This is a genomic window from Pseudoduganella rhizocola, assembly GCF_045984285.3.
GTDB lineage: Bacteria > Pseudomonadota > Gammaproteobacteria > Burkholderiales > Burkholderiaceae_D > Rugamonas.
This window is the reverse complement of sequence record NZ_JBJQIK030000004.1, coordinates 541,267-564,110: the sequence shown is the minus strand read 5'-3', so window position 1 is coordinate 564,110 and position 22,844 is coordinate 541,267. Positions and strand designations below refer to the sequence as shown.

Here is a 22,844-nt window from a genome sequence, read left to right as displayed (position 1 = left end):
GGTCAGGCCTGCGATCTGGTCGGAGGTCAGCGAGTAGTCGGTGCCCAGGGCAGCGATCTGCGCGCTGGTCAGCGAGTTCACCTGGTCCGAAGTCAGGTAAGCGAACTGCACGCTGGTCAGGGCAGCGATTGATGCGGTGCGGATCGCACGCAGGTCGGCGCTTTCCAGGGCGCGCAGGGAAACCGAGGACATGGCCGACAGCTGGGCGGTGCCGAGGGCAGCCGCTTGCGCGCTGCTCAGGGCGATGATGCGGTCGCTCTGCAGGCCGTTGGCGAAGGCCGACGAGGTGATGGCAGCGATCTGGCTGGTGGTCAGGCCGGCGAAAGCTGCGGACGTCAGGCCGCTCAGCTGGCTGGTATTCAGCGCGCTGACCAGCGAGGTACCCAGGGCACGGATATCAGCCGTATCCATCGTGCTGATGATGTCGCTGGTCAGTGCTGCCACTTGGTTGGTGTTCAGTGCCGCGGCTTGCGCGGTGGTCAGCGCGATCATCTGCGACGAGATCAGCGCATCCACCTGGGTCGAGGTCAGGCCGGCGACGGCGGCGGTACGCAGCGCTGCAACCGCAGCGGTATTCATCGACGACAGCGCTGCCGAGGCAATGGCGTTCAGCTGTACGGAGGTCAGGCCCGCCGCTTGCGCGGTGGTCAGGCCTGCGATCTGGTCGGACGTCAGGGCGAAATCGGTGCCCAGGGCGCCGATCTGGGCGCTGGTCAGCGCGTTCACCTGGACCGAAGTCAGCTGGGCAAACTGGACCGAGGTCAGGCCGGCGATGGCTGCCGTGGTGATGGCGCGCAGGTCAGCGCTTTCAATTGCGCGCAGGGTGTCGGACGCGATGGCCGACAGCTGGGCGTTGGTCAGGGCCGCAGCTTGCGAGCTGGTCAGGGCAACGATGCGGTCGGTCTGCAGGGCGCCGGCGAAGGCGCCGGAAGCGATCGCTGCAACCTGGCCCGAGGTCAGGCCGGAGAATGCCGTGCTCGACAGGCCGCTCAGCTGGCTGGTGCTCAGGGCGCTGATCACGCCGGTCTTCAGCGCGCGGATATCGGCGCTTTCCATGGCCGCCAGGATATCGCTCGACAGTGCGCCAACCTGAGCCGTGGTGAGGGAACCCGCCTGAGCCGAGGTCAGGGCCACGAACTGCGTGGAGGTCAGGGCATCCAGCTTGGCCGAGGTCATGGCCGACAGGGCGGTGCTGGACAGCGAAGCAATGATGCCGCTCTCGATTTCCGCCAGCACGGTGCTGCTCAGGGCATTCAGCTGGGCCGAACCCAGGCGGCTCGCCTGGGCCGAGGTCAGGCCGGCGATCTGGGTCGAATTGATGCCGGAGGTGAGCAGCGAGGTCGACAGCGCCGACAGCTGGCCGGTGGTCAGGGCACCGAACTGGCTCGAGCTCAGGGTAGCGAAGCGGTCCGTGGACAGGGCATTCAGGGACGTCGTCGTCAGCGCACGCAGGTCAGCCGTTTCGAAGGCCTGGATGATGATACTAGCCAGCGATGCGAGCTGGGAGCCAGACAGCACAGCGGCCTGAGCTGTAGTCAGGCCGGCAAATTGGGTGGTGGTGGTCAGACTTGCAAGGTCTGTGGTCGTAAAGTGACCTAGCTGGGCAGTTGAGAACCAGGAGAACTGGGCCGAGGTCAGCTCCGCGATAGCGTCGGTGCCTAAAGTCGCGATAGTGCCGGATGGCAACGACCGAATCAGTTCGGAAGTGTTATACGTCGAGATGAAACCCATTATATTCTCCTAAGAACAACTTGTGCTGCGGAACGTTTGTGGTTGCCGTGCCCTGTGCCGGCTATCTTTTTTGCTACCCTAGTTTTTGGCTGTCGATTTTTTAATTCCGCAACAAAACCGCACCGCCCAGACTGCACCTGCTAGCAGTTAGCGTCAAAAAACCCTGAAACTTAACGTTCCCGGGCCGCGCCAACGCAAATTTTTTATTGCCAAAAGCTTAATTTTGCTTACATCAAAACAACGAATTCGGTGCTGCTGAATGCTTTCCCGTAGAGATCTAAGGCGACCCCAGAACAACTTTTATTAAGTTCACCTTGCGGGGACGCAAAAACTCCAGCCTTTTCAGGCGTTACCACGAGTATAGCGGAGAACGTTTCCTCGCAGCACAATTTTTTGTCGTAAAAGTTCCTCGTGGCATTCAAATAAGGTTTACACAGCCGAGTAAAAATCTGTTATGGAACAGCGGCTTATGACAATTTGATGACAATTTGGAGGAGCTGGGGGCTTGCTTGGCCGCAAGAATTGACGGGTTTACTGATTCTTATTGAAAGTTTTAAATACGGCCCGCGATGGGTTTACACAACACAAGTGATAAAAAGAAAGGGAGCCACCTGGGCTCCCTTTTTTATGCCTGAACTTCCGCTCAGAACGGAATGTCGTCATCCATGTCCGAGAAGTTCGGCGCCGGGCGTGGTGCCGGGCGCGGCGCCGGTGCCGCAGCCTGCGGACGCGGGGCCGGGCGGGCCGGCGGCGCATCGTAGCCGCCCATGTCGTCGCCGCCGCCCATGGCATCGCCGCCGCCCATGCCCTGGCGGCCGCCCAGCATCTGCATTTCCTGGGCAATGATGTCGGTCGCGTATTTCTCCACGCCGTCCTTGTCGGTGTACTTGCGGGTCTGCAGGCGGCCCTCGACATAGACCGAGGAACCTTTCTTCAGGTACTGGCCCACGATTTCGGCCAAGCGGCCGAAGAAGGAGATGCGGTGCCACTCGGTGATCTCTTTCTGCTCGCCGGTGTTCTTGTCCTTGCTGCGGAAGGAGGTTGCCACGGCAATATTGGCGATGGCATCGCCGCTCGGCATGTAGCGGATTTCCGGATCACGGCCCAGGTTGCCGACGATGATGACTTTGTTCACAGATGCCATGTAGTACTCCTGCTTGAATTTGGACTAAACAGTGATTATATGGGGGCAGCAACAGCGCTGGAAGGAATTTTCAGCGGTTTTGCGGCAAATCTTGAATACTGGTATTATATACAGTATATAGCTCAGTAGTCTGAGCCGCGTCAAGCTGTCCCACCTCCCCCCAAGGCTAAAGCTCAATGGAATATATCCGCATCCGCGGCGCCCGTACGCACAACCTCAAGAACATCAACCTCGACCTGCCGCGCGACAAGCTGATCGTGATTACCGGCCTGTCCGGTTCCGGCAAGTCTTCGCTGGCTTTCGACACCCTGTATGCCGAAGGCCAGCGCCGCTATGTGGAATCGCTGTCGGCCTATGCGCGTCAGTTCCTGCAGCTGATGGAGAAGCCGGATGTGGACATGATCGAAGGCCTGTCGCCGGCCATCTCGATCGAGCAGAAGGCCACCTCGCACAATCCGCGCTCGACCGTGGGCACCGTGACCGAGATCCACGACTACCTGCGCCTGCTGTACGCGCGCGTGGGCACGCCCTACTGCATCAACCACCCGGACCACGCGCTGTCGGCGCAGTCGGTGTCGCAGATGGTGGATGCGGTGCTGGCCATGCCGGAGGGCACCAAGCTGATGATCATGGCGCCGGTGGTGGCCAACCGCAAGGGCGAGCACGTGGACCTGTTCGAGCAGATGCAGGCCCAGGGCTTCGTGCGCTTCCGCGTGCAGAGCGGCACCCACGACGCGAAGATCTATGAAGTGGACGACCTGCCCAAGCTGAAGAAAACGGAAAAGCACACCATCGACGTGGTGATCGACCGCGTGAAGGTGAATGCGGAAATCAAGCAGCGCCTGGCCGAAAGCTTCGAGACCGCGCTGCGCCTGGCCGACGGCCGCGCCGTGGCCTACGAGATGGACACCGGCGTCGAGCATGTGTATTCCAACAAGTTCGCCTGCACCACCTGCGGCTATTCGCTGCAGGAGCTGGAACCGCGCCTGTTCTCCTTCAATAACCCGATGGGCGCCTGCCCCGAATGCGACGGACTCGGTCATATCGAGTTCTTCGATCCGAAGCGCATCGTGGCCTTCCCCAACCTGTCGCTGGCCTCCGGCGCCGTGAAAGGCTGGGACCGCCGCAACCAGTTCTATTACTCGATGCTGAGCAGCCTGGCCGCCCACTATGGCTTCGAGCTGGACGTGCCTTTCGAACAGCTGCCGGCCAATGCGCAGCAGGTGGTGCTGCACGGCTCCGGCAAGACGTCGATTCCTTTCGCCTATGTGAACGAGCGCGGCCGCACCGTGGTCAAAGAGCACACTTTCGAGGGCGTGGTGAACAACCTCGCGCGCCGCTACCGCGAAACGGATTCGATGGCGGTGAAGGAAGAGCTGGCCAAATTCATCAACGAGAAGAAGTGCCCGACCTGCGAGGGCGCCCGCCTGCGCGTGGAAGCGCGCCATGTGAAAATCGGCAGCGGCAAGCAGGAAAAAGCCATTTACGAGATTTCGGAAAAGCCGCTGCGCGATTCGCTGAGCTTCTTCGAGCAGCTCAAGCTGAAGGGCGCCAAGAAGGACATCGCCGACCGCGTGATCAAGGAAATCACCTCGCGCCTGACCTTCCTGAACAATGTGGGCCTGGACTACCTGTCGCTGGACCGCTCGGCCGACACCCTGTCCGGCGGCGAGGCGCAGCGCATCCGCCTCGCGTCCCAGATCGGTTCCGGCCTGACGGGCGTGATGTATGTGCTGGACGAGCCTTCCATCGGCCTGCACCAGCGCGACAACGATCGCCTGATCGATACGCTGAAGCACCTGCGCGATATCGGCAACAGCGTGCTGGTGGTGGAGCACGATGAAGACGCGATCCGCACCGCCGACTATATCGTGGACATGGGCAAGGGCGCCGGCGTGCACGGCGGCGACGTGATCGCGGCCGGCCCGCTGAAGGACATCCTGAAGAACAAGGAGTCGCTGACGGCCAAGTACCTGAACGGCACGCTGAAGATCGAGGTGCCGAAGAAGCGCCACCAGTCCGACCCCAACAGGCAGCTGGCAATCACCGGCGCCACCGGCAACAACCTGAAGAAGGTGAACCTGAACATTCCGGTCGGCCTGCTGACCTGCGTGACGGGCGTGTCCGGCTCCGGCAAATCGACGCTGGTCAACGACACCCTGTATCCGGCCCTGTCGCGCCACCTCTACGGCTCGCAGACCGAACCGGCGCCGCACGACACGATCAGCGGCCTGGAGCATTTCGACAAGGTGATTGCCGTGGACCAGGCGCCGATCGGCCGCACGCCGCGCTCCAATCCGGCCACCTATACCGGCGTGTTCACGCCGATCCGCGAACTGTTCTCCGAGGTGCCGAGCGCCAAGGAGCGCGGCTACAGCGCGGGCCGCTTCTCCTTCAATGTGAAGGGCGGCCGCTGCGAGGCCTGCCAGGGCGATGGCGTGCTGAAGGTGGAAATGCACTTCCTGCCGGACGTGTATGTGCCTTGCGACGTCTGCCACGGCAAGCGCTACAACCGCGAAACCCTGGAAGTGCACTACAAGGGCAAGAGCATCACCGAGGTGCTGGAAATGACGGTGGAAGACGCGCACGCCTTCTTCAAGGCGGTGCCGGTCATCGCGCGCAAGCTGCAGACCCTGCTCGACGTGGGCCTGGGCTATATCAAGCTGGGCCAGAGCGCCACCACACTGTCAGGCGGCGAGGCGCAGCGCGTGAAGCTGTCGCTGGAACTGTCCAAGCGCGATACGGGCCGCACCCTGTATATCCTGGACGAGCCGACCACCGGCCTGCACTTCCACGATATCGACCTGCTGCTGAAGGTGATCCACCGCCTGCGCGACCAGGGCAATACGCTCGTGATCATCGAGCACAACCTGGACGTCATCAAGACGGCGGACTGGATCGTGGACCTGGGTCCCGAAGGCGGCGCCGGCGGCGGCCGCATCATCGCGGCCGGCTCGCCGGAAGAGGTGGCGGCCAATCCGGACAGCGTGACCGGCAAGTACCTGCTGCCGCTGCTGAAGAAGAAGTGAGGCCTGCAGCGTCCGCCGCTCAGGCGGACTTCTGCTGCATGATCTCCGCCAGCAGCTGGCCGGCCGGCGAGTAGAAGGGGGCGCCCGTCTCCAGGCAGCGCTCCAGCAGGGGCTGCGCGCGGGCGATATCGCCCACCGAGTTGTAGCACAGCGCCAGCAGATACATCAGCTCGGTGTTTGCAGGGTCGGCCGGCTGCAGCCAGCACAGGGTCTGGAAGGCCTGGCTTACCGTCTCCCCGGCGCGCATCATGGCCTTGGCTTCCGCCAGCCGCTGATCGAAGCGGAAGGCCTGCTTCGCATAGTTGCGCACTTCGCTGAAGAAGGCTGCATAGTCGATGCCGCTGGCGGCATCGCGCAGGTCGCTGACCGTGCGCAGCGACTCGGCCGCCGGCCCCAGCAGGCGGCGCAGTTCGGGATGGTCGAAATCGCCGACGCTGCCGCGCGCAAAGAAGGCATTGCTGTCATTCATCTGGTCCGCATCCATGCGGAAATCGGCGCCGCCATCGGTATATTCGGCGGCCACGCCCTTGAAGGTGGAACGGTAGCCGCCCCAGTCCAGGCAGAAGAAGGCGCTCACCAGGCGGTAGTAGATCACCAGCATCAGCGCGTATTCACGGCTTTCCATCAGCTTCGGCAGCACCAGCTGGCGCAGCTCGGCGCTGACGACGGTGGCGAAAATCTCGTTGTGCACGAAATGCATGAACTGCGGGAAGTGCTGGCGGAACGGCGGGTAGTAGCGGATGTAGTGCGCGTACTTGGCCGAGCTCGGATGACGGAACTCGCTGTAGTCCATGCTGCACAGCTTCAGCAGGTCTTCCTTGTGCCCGAAGAACAGGATGTCGTCGATGTAGAAAGGCGCCAGCATCGAGCAGCAGGTGGTCGAGATCTTTTCGCGGAACAGGCGCAGCGCCGGGGCCATCGGATCGGTGATGCGGCTGTCCTTGGCTGCCAGGTGCTGCACCACGGCGGGGTCGATATGGGTATCGGTACGGGTGCGCAGCACATGGCTGGCCTCGCCCACCGCTTCCAGGCCGCGGCGCAAGGTCACTGACTGGCGGAAGCCGTTGTACTGGTCGTACACCAGTTTCGGGTCGGTGGCTGTCACCACCGTCAGCGGATAGCGCTGCATCAGGCCCTGCAGGAACTCGCCGTTGTCCAGCGCATCCTTGTGCCAGGTGGAGAAGATGATCTGGGTAACGCAGGGCTGGGCCGCAAACTCCGCAACGCTGCGCTCGAACAGCGCGGCATCGCGGATGAGTCCCGTGAACAGGACCGCTACTTTCTTTTCTTGCATGCTGTCAGCCGGCGGTGAAACGGTTGTACGCTTCCGCATCGATATAGTTCGGCTTGATGACTTCCTCCTTCGCCGCCACTTCGGCGCCCTCCAGGTAGTTGGCCATCATGTGGCTGATGATGACTTCCACCAGTTCCTCCGTGATGTGCACATTGTCGTCGATGTAATGCGCCATGCCGCCGGAGGTGGCGATTTCGAAGCTCGGGAAGTAGTCGACATTTTCGTATTGGCGTGTCATCTGTTCGACCACCACGCGCAGCACGGCCTTCGAATAGGAATTGGCCACAATCGCCGTGGTGCCGGAGAAGGTGGCCTCGATAGGGATCGGACTCACCGTCAGCAGGATTTTCTTCTGCCCGTGGGCATTGATCAGTGCGATGGAATTCGATACGCGGTCGATGACGTCGGCCACGTCCATGCGGTGGAACTGGAAACGGTCGGGTTCACGCGCCACGGCTGCGCGGCTCGGCGCCTTGTTCACATAGCACTGGTGGATGGTGTCGAACCAGGTCTCGGTCAGGCCCAGCGTGATGACGACGGTGTCGGCGGTCTTCAGCTCGTTGTAAATCTCGGCAATCACCTGGCGGCGGTAGTGCAGCATGGGCAGCTCGACCGGCGTCTGGTGGATATGCAGGAAGAGATCGAGATACCCCTTGTCGGTCTGCTCGATGCCCATTTCGCCTTCGTAGGAAAAGCCGCCGAACACGCTTTCGATGCGCTGCAGGATGGTGCCCGCATTGTATTCATTCAGCATATCCGGCACGGGATAGCGGCACACCGGCAGGTCGAAACCACGCGACACCAGGCGCTTTTCGATTTCGCGCGCGAAGCAGGAGCCGATGGTGAAGATCTTCTCGCCCGGCGCCAGCTTGAAGCGCGGCCACAGCTTGGGCAGCAGCACCCCGTCCTGGTAGCCGTTTTCACCCTTGGCAGGCATGCGGAAAGTCCGGTTACGGACGCCATTGAAGAGATTGGCGTAAGCGCTGAGTCCGCTGATGGTCTGCATGGTGTTTCCCTATAAAACGATCAGCCCATCATAACAACTAAAGCACCATGGGGCAATTCAGCGGACGGCCGCAAGAGCCTGGCGTTGCATCAGAGACTCAATAGTCTTCGCCGAAGTCCTCGTTCTTGTCAGGAATGGAACGCAGCACGTCGAACAGCCCGGTCCAGTGCACCGCGACAAAACCCACAGGTATCAGCCACAGGAGATTGCTCATTTCTTCCTCCATTTCGCACATGTGTGCGAATTTGATTTAAAAAAAGGGCCTCACTCGACGTTGAAGCTCTTGTAGGTGGAAATCAGGCGGTTGAAGGCACGCTGCATGCGGCGCGGCGCATCGCCGTCGCGCAGGAAGCGGGTGTCGTGCATGACGCCCACCACCAGGCTGTAGACCTCGAACACCAGCTGTTCGGGATCGGTATCGGGCCGCAGGTGGCCTGCTTCCATGGCCTGCAGCACGGTGCGCCGCAGGGAAGCGCGCCAGGCCAGTACGCCCTGCTGCAGGCGGTCGCGCAGCGGCCCTTGCTGCAGGTCGTCGAACTCGAAGGCGCCCGCCGTATACAGGCAGGCGCCGCGCGGCGCCTCGTCGCTGACGCGCCGGATCCAGTTGCTGACCTGGGCTTGCAGCCTGGGCAGGCCTTTGGGCAGGTTCAGCGTGGGCAGGAAGATCTCTTCGGCAAAACGCCGGTCGTATTCGTCCAGCACGGCCCCTTGCAGCTGTTCCAGCGAGCCCACGCGCGAGAACACGCCGCTCTTGCTGATGCCGGTGCGCTTGGCCAGCTCGCCCAGCGACAGCTTGCCGATGCCCTCTTCCGCCGCCATATCGCTGGCGGCGCTGAGGATGGCGGCAAAGGTGGCTTCGCTTTTAGCGGTCAGAGTATCCATGCAGGACACTTTAGCACAGGTGTGCGAAAAATGCCAGAAAAAACCGCCGACACGCCGGCGGCTGGCTGCGTCAGGCCAGGCGCATACGCCGCGGCGCGGCGTGCTGCAGGCGGCCCGTCCCGCGGCTGCCGGCCGCGGACTGCGGATCCGCCGCCAGGCGGAAGGCGGCCACCAGGCCTTCCAGCTTGGCCGCTTCTTCCTGCATCGACTCCGAGGCGGCCGAGGCCGGTTCCACCAGGGCGGCATTCTGCTGGGTTACCTGGTCCATCTGCACCACCGCTTCATTGATCTGCTCGATGCCCACGGTCTGCTCCTGGCTGGCGGAACTGATCTCGGCCATGATATCGGTGACGCGCTGGATGCTCGCCACGATTTCACCCATGGTGGTGCCGGCCGTGCCCACCAGGCGGCTGCCCGTTTCCACTTCGTGGACAGAACCGTCGATCAGCACCTTGATTTCCTTGGCCGCCGCTGCCGAACGCTGCGCCAGGTTGCGCACTTCGCTGGCCACGACGGCAAAGCCGCGGCCCTGTTCACCGGCACGGGCCGCTTCCACCGCGGCGTTCAGCGCAAGAATATTGGTCTGGAAGGCAATGCCGTCGATGACGCCGATGATGTCCACGATCTTGGCCGAAGAGCCGCTGATGGCTTCCATCGTACTGACCACCTCGGCCACCACGCTGCCGCCCTTCTGCGCCACTTCCGATGCGGACTCCGCCAACTGGCGGGCCTGGCGCGCATTGTCGGCGTTCTGCTTGACGGTCGACGTCAGTTCTTCCATCGACGACGCGGTCTCTTCCAGCGAGCTCGCCTGCTCTTCGGTGCGCGATGACAGGTCCTGGCTGCCCGAGGCGATCTGGCTGGATGCGGTGGCAATGGTTTGGGTTCCCGCACGCACATCGCTCACGATGCGCGACAGGCTGGTATTCATGTGCGCCAGGGCCTGCAGCAGCTGGCCGATCTCGTCTTTCGACTGCACGCTGATGTCGCTGCTGAGGTCCCCTTCCGCCACCTTGCTGGCCAGCGCCACCGCCTGTTCCAGCGGACGCGTGATCGAGCGCGCCGCCGCCAGGCCCAGGCCGACGCCGAGGCCCAGCGCGCCCAGCACCAGCAGGACCATGAAGTTGCGGCTGCGCGCATAGAGCTCGTTGGTTTCATCGTCCGCCGCCTTGGCGTTCTGTTCCTTCAAACGGCTCAGCTCGGTGATCATGTTGTCCACGCTATTGGCTTGCTGGCGGAAGGTAGTGAAGAAGTATTTCACCGTCGCGCTCTCATCCTGCAGGGCCTCGGCTTCAATGCGCTTGAGCATGTCAGGCACCAGAGCGTCATAGGCCTTCAGCTCGGCGTCGAATTTGGCAAACAGGGCCTTGCCCTGCTCGGAGATGAAGAGGGGGCGGGCCAGGTCCGCGTTGCGGTGCATCTCTTGCATCGCCTTCGTCACCCGTTCATTGAAGCGGGCGCGCTCTTCCGGCGCGGACGCCAGCAGCAGGTAGCTCATGGCGCGGCCGATATACACCAGGTTGATGTTGGCTTGCTTGATGTAGGAAATGCCATCAGCTCGCGTTTGTACAGAATGGTGGCCTTGTCGTTGATGATGCCCATATTGCGGATGCCGATGACGCCGACCATGGCGCCCAGCAAGGACACGATAAGAAATGCCGCGATCAGCCGCGTGCCGACCTTGAACTGGCTAAACATATACCTTCCCCCGATGTGGTTATTCATTACTTAGTTCCTGGTGGAAATGATATCTCAAATAATCACAAATTTACGCGATTTTCACGATTTAATTAATTAATCCAATTTTTAGAATCGATTCTAAGGAATTTTTGGCCGACACGCTTCCCTTGCCGGGAGGCCAGGCGTAAAAAAAGCCCAGCACAGCTGGGCTTTTGGGGGCGCGGGCGAAGGTCAGGCCGACAGGCGTTTTTCCAGCTTCGCCTTGTTATCGACTAGTTCTTTCGGCAGGTGATAGGCCAGCTTGTCGAAGAGCTCGGCGTGCAGCTTCAGTTCCTCGCGCCAGGCATCCTTGTCGATGGAGGTGATGGTTTCAAACTCCTCCGGCGAGAACGGAATGCCGTCCCAGTGCAGGTCGCCATAGCGGGGCGTGGTGCCGAACATGGTTTCGATGCCGCCGGCCTGTCCTTCGATACGTTCCAGCATCCACTTCAGCACGCGCATATTGTCGCCGAAGCCGGGCCACACGAAGTGGCCGTGCTCGTCGGTGCGGAACCAGTTGACGCAGAAGATCTTCGGCGCCTGCGCACCCAGCGACTTGCCCAGGTTGAGCCAGTGCTGGAAGTAGTCGCTCATGTTGTAGCCGATGAAAGGCAGCATCGCGAACGGATCGCGGCGCACCACGCCCATCTGGCCGGCGGCGGCGGCGGTGGTTTCCGAACCCATGGTTGCCGCCATGTACACGCCTTCGATCCAGTCGCGCGCTTCAGTCACCAGCGGCACGGTGGTGGAACGGCGGCCGCCGAAGATAAAGGCCGAGATCGGAACGCCGGCCGGATCGTCCCAGGCCGGGTCGATCACCGGGTTCTGGGTGGCGGCCACGGTGAAACGGGCGTTCGGGTGCGCCGCCTTGGTGCCGGAGGCCGGCGTCCAGTCCTTGCCCTGCCAGTCGATCAGGTGCGCCGGCGCTTCCTTGCTCATGCCTTCCCACCACACATCGCCGTCGTCGGTCAGGGCCACGTTGGTGAAGATGGTGTTCGCGCGCAGCGAGGCCATGCAGTTGGAATTGGTCTTGTCGTTGGTGCCCGGCGCCACGCCGAAGTAGCCAGCTTCCGGATTGATGGCGTACAGGCGGCCGTCCTTGCCCGGCTTGATCCAGGCGATATCGTCGCCGATGGTGGTGATTTTCCAGCCCTTGAAGGAGGCTGGCGGAATCAGCATGGCGAAGTTGGTCTTGCCGCAGGCCGAAGGGAAGGCGGCCGCCACATAGTGCTTCTGGCCTTCCGGCGATTCCACGCCGAGGATCAGCATGTGCTCGGCCAGCCAGCCCGGATTGCCGTCCTTTGCATCCTGGTGGCCCATATTCGAGGCGATGCGCAGCGCGAAGCATTTCTTGCCCAGCAGCGCATTGCCGCCGTAGCCGGAACCGTAGGACCAGATCTCGCGCGTTTCCGGGAAATGCACGATGTACTTGGTGGGGTTGCATGGCCAGGCCACGTCCTTCTGGCCCGCCTTCAGCGGCGCGCCGACGGAATGCACGCAAGGGACGAAGTCGCCGTCCGTGCCCAGCACCTCGTACACGGCCTTGCCCATGCGGGTCATGATGCGCATATTGACGGCCACATACGGCGAGTCCGACAGTTCCACCCCGATATGGGCGATCGGCGAACCCAGCGGGCCCATCGAGAACGGCACCACATACATGGTGCGGCCCACCATGCAGCCATCGAACAGGCCGTTCAGGGTGCCGCGCATTTCGGCGGGGTCGGTCCAGTTGTTGGTGGGGCCGGCCTGCTCCTTGGTGGCCGAGCAGATGAAGGTGCGGTCTTCGACACGGGCCACGTCGGAAGGATCGGAGCAGGCCAGGTAGGAATTCGGGCGCTTCTCCTCGTTCAGTTTTTTCATGGTGCCGGCGGCAACCATTTCAGCGCACAGGCGGTCGTATTCTTCCTGCGAGCCGTCGCACCAGTAGATGCGGTCCGGTTTGGTGAGGGCGGCCACCTCGGCCACCCAATTGATCAGCTTTTGCTGTTTGATGTAAGCTGGCGCGTTCATTGTTGCAACGCCTCCCATAACGGGCTGATTCATAGTACCTCCAATGCCAATAAAGAATTCTTGTCTTGTCCCGGCACGGCAGGATCGTCGTCAGCTTTTGGCTTGCGCTCGGAAAGGCATTCAAAATGCTTCGGCGGATACGGCGGTTCTGTCGATGCGCCGGATTACTCGACGGCGCGCTCCCTGCGGCACCATAGGCGGGAGATGGAACGTCTGCGGGCCGCAAACTCAACGGTTTTACGCCCCTGAATGTGGCCGATTGTACACCCCGACACCCCCGATTCAGACAAAAATGTAGGAAAAATGGTTGAGCAATGTAGTAGGCTATTCGAGATATTTCCGATCCTGTTATTTCCCTACCAATCCGATCAAAACTTCTGCTAACTCCCATGAAAATTGCCATTCTCGACGACTACCAGGACGCGGTGCGCCAGCTCGACTGCTTCGCACGATTGGACGGCCATGAGGTCAAAGTATTCACGAACACCATTCGCGGCATGGGGCAGCTGGCGGCCCGGCTGCAGCCTTTCGATGCCCTGGTGCTGATCCGGGAGCGCACCGCCTTCAACCGCGCCCTGCTGTCGAAACTGCCGAACCTGAAGCTGATCTCGCAGACGGGCAAGGTCAGCGGGCATATCGACGTGGCGGCGGCAACCGAGCTCGGTATTGCAATCGCCGAAGGGATCGGTTCGCCGACGGCGCCGGCGGAGCTGACTTGGGCCCTGATCATGGCGGCGCAGCGCAAGCTGGTGCCGTACGCCGGCAACCTGAAGCGCGGCCTGTGGCAGACGGTATCGACCGAAGCGCAGTTCAACACCCTGGGCACGGTGCTCAGCGGACGCACGCTGGCGATCTGGGGCTACGGCAAGATCGGCAAGCTGATTGCGGGCTATGCGACAGCCTTCGGCATGAAGGTACTGGTCTGGGGCAGCGAGAACAGCCGCGCCGCCGCGGTGGCCGACGGCCACACGGCCGCGGCCTCGCGCGCCGCCCTGTTTGAGGAGGCCGACGTGCTGACCCTGCACCTGCGCCTGGCCGACAGCACGCGCGGCATCGTGACGGCGGACGACCTGGCGCGCATGAAGCCGGGCGCGCTGTTCGTCAACACCAGCCGCGCCGAGCTGGTGGCCGAGGGCGCGCTGGAAGCGGCGCTGGCAGCCGGCCGGCCGGGCGCCGCAGCGCTGGACGTCTTCCCCAGCGAACCGCTGGCAGAAAACTCCCCCCTGCTGCGCATGCCCCAGGTACTGGCCACGCCCCACCTCGGCTACGTGGAAAAAGACAGCTACGAGCTCTACTTCCAGTACGCCCTGCAGAACCTGGTCGACTTCAGCAACGGCGCCTGCACCACCATCCTCAACCCCGCCTACGTCCAGCACACCCGCTGAGCCCGCAACATGACACCGTGGGGTCAGGCACCGCCTGTCATTTGACAAGGGTGCCTGACCCCACGGTGTCATGTTGCGGACTGGGCTGTGTCAGGTTTCGGGGATGCCGGTCAGGTTGGGGCGCGGCAGCGGGAGGACGTGGGATTGCGTCCAGAGGCCGGCCCAGCCGGGGGGCCAGGGGAGGTCCGGGCCGTCGTAGGCGGGAAGGGTGGCGCGTACCGGGATGACGGGCACCGGCGGCATCGCCGCCAGCGGGGCGCCCGGCGTGCGCGGCATGTCCAGGCTGTACATATAACCGGGCAGCAGGGCCTCGCAGGCGGCCGCGAACCAGGCCGTGTGGTCCTCGTCCTTGCCCAGCGCCTGCGCCAAGCCTTGCGGGTCGAATTTCGCCAGCGCGTGGATCAGCTCGTCGGTGGTGGCGCCGGGATTGTCGCCCCAGCCCATCACCGGGTTCACGTTATAGTCGGCGCCGGAGCCGTACCAGCCTTCGCGCCACGCACGCTGCATCCAGTCGCGCGGCCCGGTGAACAGGTGCCAGCGCCAGTGCAGGCCCGAGGGCTTGGGCCAGGAGTACAGGTACAGTTTCTGGTAGCCGGCCTGGTGCAGCGCGCGCACCATCGCCATCAGCCGCGCGTGCGGCATGCGGTCCGGCGGCGCACGGCGGAACAGGATGGCCTCGCCGTCCGCAAACTGCACTTCGTCCGTGGACAGATTCAGGTCCAGCGTGCGCTGCTCGGAACCGAAGCGCGCCGCAATCCAGCCCGTCAGCAAATTGACGGCCGTAATCACGCCATAGCCGCGGTGGCGATGAAAAATAACGGTTCCGGGGGCGAGGGCTTTCATATCGGACGGGCAAAGAAACCAGTGTACTCAAGGTTCGGCATGCTTGCCAGATGAGCGCGCACAAAGATTTTTCAAGCGGGCAGCTTCACGCTATCATGCGCCATTCTGCAATTCCTTGATGACCTGACCATGACTTTGCGCATCATCGCCACCGGCGGCACTTTCGACAAGCATTACAACGAACTGAACGGCACGCTGGGCTTTGCCGACAGCCACCTTCCGGAAGCGATCGCGCGCGCCCGCATCACGGCAGGCGTAGCGCTGGAGCAACTTCCGCTGCTCGATTCCCTCGATATGGTGGACGCCGACCGCGCCCGCGTGCTGGCCAGCTGCCAGGCCTCCGCCGAGAAGGCCATCGTGATCGTGCACGGCACCGATACGATGAAGGAAACGGCCGCCGTGCTCGGCCCCGTCGCGCTGGGCAAGACCGTGGTGCTGACCGGCGCGATGATCCCCTATGAAATCGCGAACTCCGACGCCCTGTTCAACCTCGGCTTCGCCTGTGCCGCGGCGCAAACCTTGCCGCCCGGCGTCTTTGTCGCCATGAACGGCCAGATTTTCGCGTGGGACAACGTTCAGAAGAACAAGGCAGCCGGCGTGTTCCAGCCGCTATAAAAAAAAAGCGGCATACGCCGCTTTTTCATCAGGCGGTAGCTTCGCCGCCCAGTGCTTCGACCACATCCTTGAGCAGCTTGCTCAGTTCGCCGGTCATCAGCATGAAGTCGCCATCGAAACGCTCTTCGTCGTTGCGGGTGGTGGCTTCGTTTTCCTTCATCACGTCCAGCGGCTTCACGCTCTTGATGGCAAGCGCCTCGGTCAGCACGAAGGAGATCTTGCTGTCCCAGGTCATGGCCAGGCGGGTGCACTGCTTGCCGGCCGCGATGTGGCGGCGCACTTCTTCCGGCTCCAGCGTGTGGCGCACATAGCGCACCGCCGCCTTGCTTTCGCCGGTGGCGCGCAGTTCCGTGTCCATGTCGACGGTGAAGCCGGCCGGCGCCTCGTCGTCCTGCAGCCAGGCGGTCATCACGCCGACCGGCGAGCGCTGCACGCGCAGGCTTTCCAGCGGCAGGCGGTCCACCGCCTTCAGCAGCAGCTTGATCACTTCGTCGGCCTTGGCCGGGCTGGCGGCATCCACCACCAGCCAGCCGTTGACCGGGTCGATCCAGGTCCACACATTGCTGCGGATGGTGAAGGCGCGCGGCAGCAGTTCGTCGTGCACGCGCTCCTTCAGTTCCTTCATCGCCTTCTTGCCGGGCGCGAAACCTTGCTGTTCTTCCAGCTCGGCCGCGCGGGCCTTGGCAACCTGGTTGACCACGGTGTTGGGCAGCAGTTTCTTCTCGGTGCCGAGCAGGATCAGCATCTGCTTGTTGACGACGTGCACCAGCGAGCCGTTGCCGCGCGGCGAATCCCATCCCTGGCGCATCATTTCATTGCTGCTGGCAGGCGTAAACGAATGCGGGCGCAGGGCTTCTTCAAGTTGTTCCGGGGTAAACGCCCAAGGGGCGGGCAGACGGTAAATCTGTAGATTCTTGAACCACATATGGTGTACTTGCCTTGTTTCAGCTTGTAAAGGGGAACGGTATTTTACACGCCTCAGTTGGGGCAAGTCACCGTCCGGGCTTTCGCACCGTCGCGAAAAACATCACGCCCGCCGGAGCCGCCCGGCGCATCCATCACCACGCAATAGCTGGAGCCGCCTGTGCGCACGCGCGTCATGCGCCGCCCATCCGGCAGAACCATTTCTTCCAGCCCGGCCGCGCCGGCGCTGCCGCCGGCCCTGGCCAGCGCACGCGCGATGGCGGAGCCGGAGTGCTGGCTGCGCAGGAAAGCGTGCGGCGTCTCCTTGCGCAGGGCCTGCATCGCATCGCCCACGGAAGCGCGCGCCACCTCGCCGAGGGATTTTTCGGGTGTGGCGAACGCATCGGGAACGGCAGCCGGCGCGGGTGACGCGGCGGGTAAGGGAGGCACGGTGATCGCGGCAGGCGCACTGCGGCGCTGCGGTTCCTGCGTGGCGCGCGCCGCAGCCGGACTGCGCGGCGGGAGCGGCGTGGCAGGCGCCGGTTTCGGCGGCAGGATGAAGGCCAGCTCGCCGCGCGGTACGGCAAGGGGCGCCTGGCGCAGCACGGGACGCCACGCCAGCAAAACCAGCAGGTGCAAAAACAGCAATGCCGCCAGCCACGCATGGCGCGGACGCAAACGTGCTTCGTCGATGTGAGACTCCCTGGGTGGGCTGCAATCCGTGCAGCGCCAGACCATTATGGCGGCTTATTGATCTGCGAACAACTCGCCCTGCCGCGCCAGCGCGCCGGGCGGCAGGTCGTCGACCGGCGTCAGCGCGCTGACGCGCACGCCCAGCAGGCGCAGGCGCTGGTCCAGCGGCACCCGGCGCAGGCATTCGCCGGCCGCGCGCCGGATGGCGGCGGCGTCCGCCGTGGGCTGCGGCAGGGTCACGTCGCGCGTCACGGTGCGGAAGTCGGCATAGCGCAGCTTGATGCCGACCGTGCAGCCGACATAGCGCTTGCGCTCCATGTCCGCCGCCACTTTCTCGCACAGGCGGGTGAAGATGGCCGACAGCTCGCTGCGGTCCTGCTTCGGATGCAGGTCGCGGTCGAAGGTGGTTTCGCGGCTCATGCCCTTCGGATCGGAGCGCGTGGACACTTCCCGCTCGTCGCGGCCGTGCGCCACCCGCCGCAGCCACTCCGCGAAGTTGAGCCCGAAGTGTTCCTGCAGCAGCCGGGGATCGGCCTGCGCCACCTGCCCCACCGTCTCGATGCCCAGCTCGGCCAGCCGTTGCGCCGCCTTGGGGCCGATGCCGTTGATCTTGCGCGCCGGCAGGGGCCAGATGCGCGCGGGCACATCCTCGTAGCCAAGGATGGTGAGGCCGTTCGGCTTTTCCAGGTCGGAACAGATCTTGGACAGCAGCTTGTTCGGCGTAATGCCGATCGAACAGGTGAGGCCGGTGGCATCGAACACGGCCTGCTTGATGCGCAGCGCCAGCTCGCGCGTTTCGCCCGGCACGTCGGTCAGGTCGATGTAGATTTCGTCGATGCCGCGGTCCTCGATGGCTGGCGCGATGCCGGCCACGGCCGCCTTGAACAGGCGCGAGTAATGGCGGTAGCTGTCGAAATTGACTGGCAAAAGGATAGCGTCCGGCGCCAGTTTGGCCGCCTTCATGGTGCCCATGGCGGAGCCGACGCCGAGCGCGCGCGCCGCATAATTGGCTGTGGTGAGAACGCCACGGCCCACATAATCCCGCAGACGGGAGAACTCGTGTGTGCCATCCTCTTTCAGCCGGGGCTGGTGGCGCGAACCGCCGCCCACCACCACCGGCACTCCGCGCAGCTCCGGATACCGCAGCAGCTCCACCGATGCGTAGAAGGCGTCCATATCGAGATGGGCTATGCGGCGCTGGCTCATGCGGGATAAAACAGTTGGGATACTGTAATTATATCCAGTAATACCGTTCCGGTAAGCGATGTGTCCCGATTTTGATATGCAAAGAAAAACGTCTTAAATATCAGATACTTGCTGTCCATTTCGTCTATCGTATTTACGCAACAGCGGCACGATTGTGAATTGTGCCGTGGGGAAACGCGCGTAAAATTTCACTTTTCCGATTCCCGCCGCCCATGCTCAAATACCTCCTCTGCCCTGTTCTGCTGGCCTGCTCCGGCGCCGCTTTCGCCCAATCGAACGTCACCGTCACCGGGGGCCTGGATACCTACCTGGGCACGATGAAAGCCAGCGGCGAGCCCGCACGGCGCAATATCGTGGGCAGCGGCGGCATGACGACCTCCTTCTTCGGCATCCGCGGTGAAGAGGACCTGGGCGGCGGCACGCGCGTGGAGTTCCGCGTGATCGGCCTGCTGCAGGTGGATAGCGGCATGTCCGGCCGCTTCGCCGGCGACAACCTGTTCTCGCGCGATGCCAATGTGGCGGTGAACGGTCCCTACGGCCGCCTGCAGCTGGGCCGTGCGGCCTCACCCGCCTTCCTCGCCATGATCCAGTTCAATCCCTTCGGCAATTCCTTCGTCTTCTCGCCGCTGCTGTCGCACTCCTTCATCCCATCGGGACCGCTTGGCGCGCGCAACTGGGCGGCCGGGATTGCGGGCGACAGCGGCTGGAGCAACCAGATCGTGTACGTCTCCCCGACCTGGAAAGGCCTGCGCACCAGCGTGCATTTCCAGCCCGGCGAGCAGGGCGGCAAGGCGGGCGCCAACAACGCGGCGCTTACGGCACTCTATACGCGCGGCCCGCTGGCGCTGACCGCCGTGGCCCAGCACGTGCGGGTGAGCAATCCGAATCAGGGCCTGCCCATCATGGACCCGACCCGCGCGCCGCTGGACTTCTCGGCGGTGACGGCGCAGCGCGCCGGCTTTGCCGGCCTCAGTTATGAACTGGGGGCGGCCAGGTTCTACGGCACCTTCCACCGCACCGAAGAGGACACCGCGGGCACGCTGCGCATGCGGGGCCGCACCGCCAGCGTGGGCGTCAACCTGCGCGCCGGCCTCGGCAGCATCATGCTGGGCGCCGCCGACAGCCGCCGGAGCGGCAGCCTGGTCGGCGGCATCCTTCAACGCCGCACAGTCTCGCTGGGCTACGACTACCGCATGTCGAAGCGCACCGATCTTTATACCGTGGCCATGGCGGACCGCCTCAGCGGCAAGGCGCGGGCCAACAGCCTGGGACTGGGCATCCGCCACCTGTATTGATTAATTGAGGAATACCTTGAAACTCTCGAACCTGAAAATTGGCGCCAGGCTTGGCCTCGGCTTTGCACTGACTATCGCCGTCATGCTGGCGATGACGCTGCTCGGCATCAGCCGCATCCAGTTCACTGCCGGCCTCACCGACCAGCTTGTGCACGACCGCGCGGTGAAAGTGCAGTTGACCAATGAAATGCGCAGCTACTCCAACCGCGCCGCGCAGGCATTGCGCAATGCGGCGCTGGCGCCCGACGCGGCCATGATGGCCGACTTCCTCCGCCAGCAGGGTGATGCCGACCGGCTCGGCGCCGAATCCGCAGCAAAGCTGAGAGCCATCCTCAACAGGCCTGACACCATCCGCCAGTTCGATCAGCAGCAGGCGGCCCTGGCGGCTTACCAGTCGAAGCGGGACCAGCTTGTGCGCCTGCTGCAGGGGGGTGACAAGGAAGGCGCCGTGCAAGCCCTGTTCCGCGACGCCGTTCCCGCCCAAACCGCCTACTTCGGCACGCTGGATGCCATGCTGGCAACGCAGAACAAGCTGACACGCAGCGATGGCGACGCCGCAGCCCAAGCCTCCCAATCGGCCACAGTGCTCATGGTTTCGCTGCTGGTGCTGGCGACCGGCCTGTCGGTGCTGACCGGCTGGCTGATTACCCGTTCGGTGACCGCGCCCATCGGCGAAGCGGTGGCGCTGGCCGAAACCGTGGCCCAGGGCGACCTGACGGTCAGCATCAGCACTGCACGGCGGGACGAGACGGGCCGCTTGCTCACGGCCCTGCAGAACATGGTGCAGGCGCTGACCCGCACCGTGGGCACGGTACGCCAGGGTACGGACGCGATTGCCACCTCCTCGGCCGAAATCGCCGCCGGCAACCTGGACCTGTCGCGCCGCACGGAGCAGCAGGCCGCCAGCCTGGAAGAGACGGCCTCCTCGATGGAAGAACTGACCTCGACCGTGCGCCAGAATGCCGACAATGCGCGCCAGGCCAACCAGCTGGTGGTGTCGGCGGCCGACTATGCCAGCCAGGGCGGCCAGGTGGTAAGCCAGGTGGTGGAAACCATGGACGCCATCAAAGGCAGCTCGGGCAAGATCGTGGACATCATCGGCACCATCGATGGCATCGCCTTCCAGACCAATATCCTGGCGCTGAACGCGGCCGTTGAAGCGGCGCGCGCCGGCGAGCAGGGCCGCGGCTTTGCCGTGGTGGCGGGCGAAGTCCGCACGCTGGCCCAGCGCTCCGCGGCGGCGGCCAAGGAGATCAAGGCGCTGATCGACGACTCGGTGTCGAAAGTGGACGCGGGCGGCAGGCTGGTGGACCAGGCCGGCGCAACGATGGACAAGATCGTCGCTTCGGTGCAGCAGGTGGCCGACATCATGAACGAGATCACCTCCGCCAGCCAGGAGCAGAGCGCCGGTATCGACCAGATCAACCTGGCGGTGGTGGAAATGGATACCGTGACGCAGCAGAACGCGGCGCTGGTGGAAGAAGCCTCGGCCGCCGCCACCAGCATGCAGCGGCAGGCTGCGCAGCTGGCGGAAACCGTGGCGGTGTTCCGCCTGGCTCAGGTGCAGGAAGCGCCGCGCCGTGCGCCGAAGGCGGCGCCGGCTCCGCTGGCGCCGCAGCGCAAGCCGGCGCCAGCCTTGCCGAAAGCGAAGCCCGCCATGCGCGCGAAGCAAGCCGCCGCGCACGGCGACGACTGGGAAGAGTTCTGACTACAGCACTTCGCCGCCGCGCCTGACGCAGAACAGCGTCAGCAAAGCGCCCATCAGCAGGCTGGCGGCCAGCACGCTCATGCCCTGCGCCGTACTGGCGGTGGCATCGCGGATGGCGCCCACCAGGTAAGGGCTGGCAAAGCCCGCCAGGTTGCCGACCGAGTTAATCAGCGCAATACCCGCCGCTGCCGCCATACCGCCCAGCATGGCGGTAGGCAGACTCCAGAAAATGGGGAAGGTGCTCAGGATGCCCGCCGTGGCCAGGCTCAGTGCCGCCATCGCCGCGACGGTATTGTCCGCAAAGGCGATGGACAGCATCAGGCCGGCCGCGCCCGCCAACCCGGCGAGCGCCGTGTGCCAGCGCCGCTCGCCGCTGCGGTCCGAATGGCGCGCGGCCAGCACCATCACCACGGCTGCGATACCGTAGGGAATGGCGGTGAGCAGGCCGATATGGAACACGTCCTGCACGCCGCTGTTGCGGATCAGCTGCGGCAGCCAGAAGCTCACGCCGTACAAGCCCATCACGAACAGGAAGTAGATGGCGGCCAGCAGCCACACGCGCCCGCTGCCGAACACATGGCGCAGCGGCCAGTGTCCCTGCGCCGCGCCGTCTTCCGCCAGCGCCGCTTCCAGCCGCGCCTTTTCGTCCCCGTCCAGCCAGCGCGCGCTGCGGATGCCGTCGTCCAGATAGAACAGGGTCCAGATACCGAGCGCAACCGACGGCAGGCCTTCCAGCAGGAACAGCCACTGCCAGCCATGCAGGCCGCCCAGACCGGCAAAAGCGCGCATGATCCAGCCGGACAAAGGTCCGCCCAGCACGCCGGCCACCGCCACCCCGCTCATGAACAGCGCCACGATGCGCGCGCGGCGGCGGGCCGGATACCAGTAGGTCAGGTACAGCACCACGCCGGGGAAGAAGCCGGCTTCCGCCACGCCCAGCAGGAAGCGCAGCAGGTAAAAGGTGGCCGGACTGCTGGCGAACATGGTGGCGGCCGACACCAGGCCCCAGCTGATCATGATGCGCGCAATCCAGCGCCGCGCGCCCACGCGCGCCATCAGCAGGTTGGAAGGCACTTCGAACAGGAAATAGCCAAGGAAGAAAATGCCGGCGCCGATGCCGTACACCGTATCGGACAGCGCAAGGTCGGCCTGCATCTGCAGCTTGGCGAAGCCCACATTGACCCGGTCCAGGTAGGCCGCCACATAGCACAGGAACAGGAAGGGCACGAGGCGGCGCGTGACGCGGGCATACAGCGCATCGTCGCTGGCAGGGCGCATGGGCGGGGCTCCTTGGGGTGGCTGGGAATCGCAGCGTAACATTGCTGCTGGCAATTTCCGCAAGATTTTCAGAAAAACTGCGAAAACCCCTTGCGGAACG

At 63.8% G+C, this 22,844-nt stretch carries 15 protein-coding genes and 3 pseudogenes; 5 read left to right on the top strand and 13 right to left on the bottom strand.

The window, feature by feature from the left end:
* Positions 1–1,731, bottom strand: a pseudogene (locus ACJRPG_RS12960) (heme utilization protein); the annotation flags it as partial.
* Between the two features lie 643 nt (positions 1,732–2,374).
* Positions 2,375–2,875: a single-stranded DNA-binding protein gene (gene ssb, locus ACJRPG_RS12955; protein ID WP_408000495.1), complete on the bottom strand. Its 501-nt coding sequence runs from the start codon at positions 2,873–2,875 to the stop codon at positions 2,375–2,377.
* Between the two features lie 176 nt (positions 2,876–3,051).
* Between ssb and uvrA the strand changes: the two genes are divergently transcribed.
* Positions 3,052–5,904, top strand: coding sequence for an excinuclease ABC subunit UvrA (gene uvrA, locus ACJRPG_RS12950; protein WP_408000494.1), 2,853 nt, complete (start codon positions 3,052–3,054; stop codon positions 5,902–5,904).
* Between the two features lie 19 nt (positions 5,905–5,923).
* On the opposite strand, the gene ACJRPG_RS12945 is transcribed toward uvrA, so the two are convergent.
* The 6 genes and pseudogenes from ACJRPG_RS12945 to ACJRPG_RS12920 form a co-directional block, all read right to left on the bottom strand.
* Positions 5,924–7,198: a tetratricopeptide repeat protein gene (locus tag ACJRPG_RS12945; RefSeq protein WP_408000493.1), complete on the bottom strand. Its 1,275-nt coding sequence runs from the start codon at positions 7,196–7,198 to the stop codon at positions 5,924–5,926.
* A gap of 4 nt (positions 7,199–7,202) precedes the next feature.
* A complete protein-coding gene (locus tag ACJRPG_RS12940) occupies positions 7,203–8,204 on the bottom strand; it encodes a GSCFA domain-containing protein (RefSeq protein WP_408000492.1) in 1,002 nt (333 codons plus the stop codon).
* 264 nt (positions 8,205–8,468) lie between these two features.
* Entirely contained in the window at positions 8,469–9,086 is a 618-nt protein-coding gene (locus ACJRPG_RS12935) for a TetR/AcrR family transcriptional regulator (protein WP_408000491.1), read from the bottom strand.
* Positions 9,087–9,156: 70 nt separating this feature from the next.
* A pseudogene (locus ACJRPG_RS12930) lies at positions 9,157–10,152 on the bottom strand (methyl-accepting chemotaxis protein); the annotation flags it as partial.
* A 132-nt stretch (positions 10,153–10,284) separates the two neighbouring features.
* Positions 10,285–10,715: pseudogene (locus ACJRPG_RS12925) on the bottom strand (MCP four helix bundle domain-containing protein); the annotation flags it as partial.
* 282 nt (positions 10,716–10,997) lie between these two features.
* Positions 10,998–12,851, bottom strand: coding sequence for a phosphoenolpyruvate carboxykinase (GTP) (locus ACJRPG_RS12920; protein ID WP_408000490.1), 1,854 nt, complete (start codon positions 12,849–12,851; stop codon positions 10,998–11,000).
* Between the two features lie 356 nt (positions 12,852–13,207).
* Between ACJRPG_RS12920 and ACJRPG_RS12915 the strand changes: the two genes are divergently transcribed.
* Positions 13,208–14,203: a D-2-hydroxyacid dehydrogenase family protein gene (locus ACJRPG_RS12915; RefSeq protein WP_408000489.1), complete on the top strand. Its 996-nt coding sequence runs from the start codon at positions 13,208–13,210 to the stop codon at positions 14,201–14,203.
* A gap of 90 nt (positions 14,204–14,293) precedes the next feature.
* On the opposite strand, the gene ACJRPG_RS12910 is transcribed toward ACJRPG_RS12915, so the two are convergent.
* A complete protein-coding gene (locus ACJRPG_RS12910) occupies positions 14,294–15,046 on the bottom strand; it encodes an L-asparaginase (RefSeq protein ID WP_408000488.1) in 753 nt (250 codons plus the stop codon).
* A 129-nt stretch (positions 15,047–15,175) separates the two neighbouring features.
* Between ACJRPG_RS12910 and ACJRPG_RS12905 the strand changes: the two genes are divergently transcribed.
* Positions 15,176–15,661, top strand: coding sequence for an asparaginase domain-containing protein (locus ACJRPG_RS12905; RefSeq protein ID WP_408000487.1), 486 nt, complete (start codon positions 15,176–15,178; stop codon positions 15,659–15,661).
* Positions 15,662–15,689: 28 nt separating this feature from the next.
* Here ACJRPG_RS12905 and ACJRPG_RS12900 read toward each other — a convergent pair whose 3' ends face one another.
* The 3 genes from ACJRPG_RS12900 to dinB all read right to left on the bottom strand — a co-directional run bounded on the left by ACJRPG_RS12900 (position 15,690) and on the right by dinB (position 18,463).
* Complete coding sequence (locus ACJRPG_RS12900; RefSeq protein WP_408000486.1) at positions 15,690–16,586, bottom strand: recombination-associated protein RdgC; 897 nt, start codon at positions 16,584–16,586, stop codon at positions 15,690–15,692.
* Between the two features lie 53 nt (positions 16,587–16,639).
* Positions 16,640–17,242, bottom strand: coding sequence for a hypothetical protein (locus ACJRPG_RS12895; protein ID WP_408000485.1), 603 nt, complete (start codon positions 17,240–17,242; stop codon positions 16,640–16,642).
* 69 nt (positions 17,243–17,311) lie between these two features.
* Positions 17,312–18,463, bottom strand: coding sequence for a DNA polymerase IV (gene dinB, locus ACJRPG_RS12890; protein WP_408000484.1), 1,152 nt, complete (start codon positions 18,461–18,463; stop codon positions 17,312–17,314).
* Between the two features lie 212 nt (positions 18,464–18,675).
* On the opposite strand from dinB, the gene ACJRPG_RS12885 reads away from it, so the two are divergent.
* Positions 18,676–19,758 (top strand): porin, encoded by a 1,083-nt coding sequence (locus ACJRPG_RS12885; RefSeq protein ID WP_408000483.1) that lies wholly within the window; start codon positions 18,676–18,678, stop codon positions 19,756–19,758.
* A gap of 16 nt (positions 19,759–19,774) precedes the next feature.
* The gene (locus ACJRPG_RS12880; RefSeq protein ID WP_408000482.1) at positions 19,775–21,466 is read left to right on the top strand and encodes a methyl-accepting chemotaxis protein; all 1,692 of its coding nucleotides are present in this window, start codon (positions 19,775–19,777) and stop codon (positions 21,464–21,466) included.
* Here the strand turns inward: ACJRPG_RS12880 and ACJRPG_RS12875 are convergent, their stop codons facing one another.
* Positions 21,467–22,744: an MFS transporter gene (locus ACJRPG_RS12875; RefSeq protein WP_408000481.1), complete on the bottom strand. Its 1,278-nt coding sequence runs from the start codon at positions 22,742–22,744 to the stop codon at positions 21,467–21,469.
* Positions 22,745–22,844 lie beyond the last annotated feature (100 nt).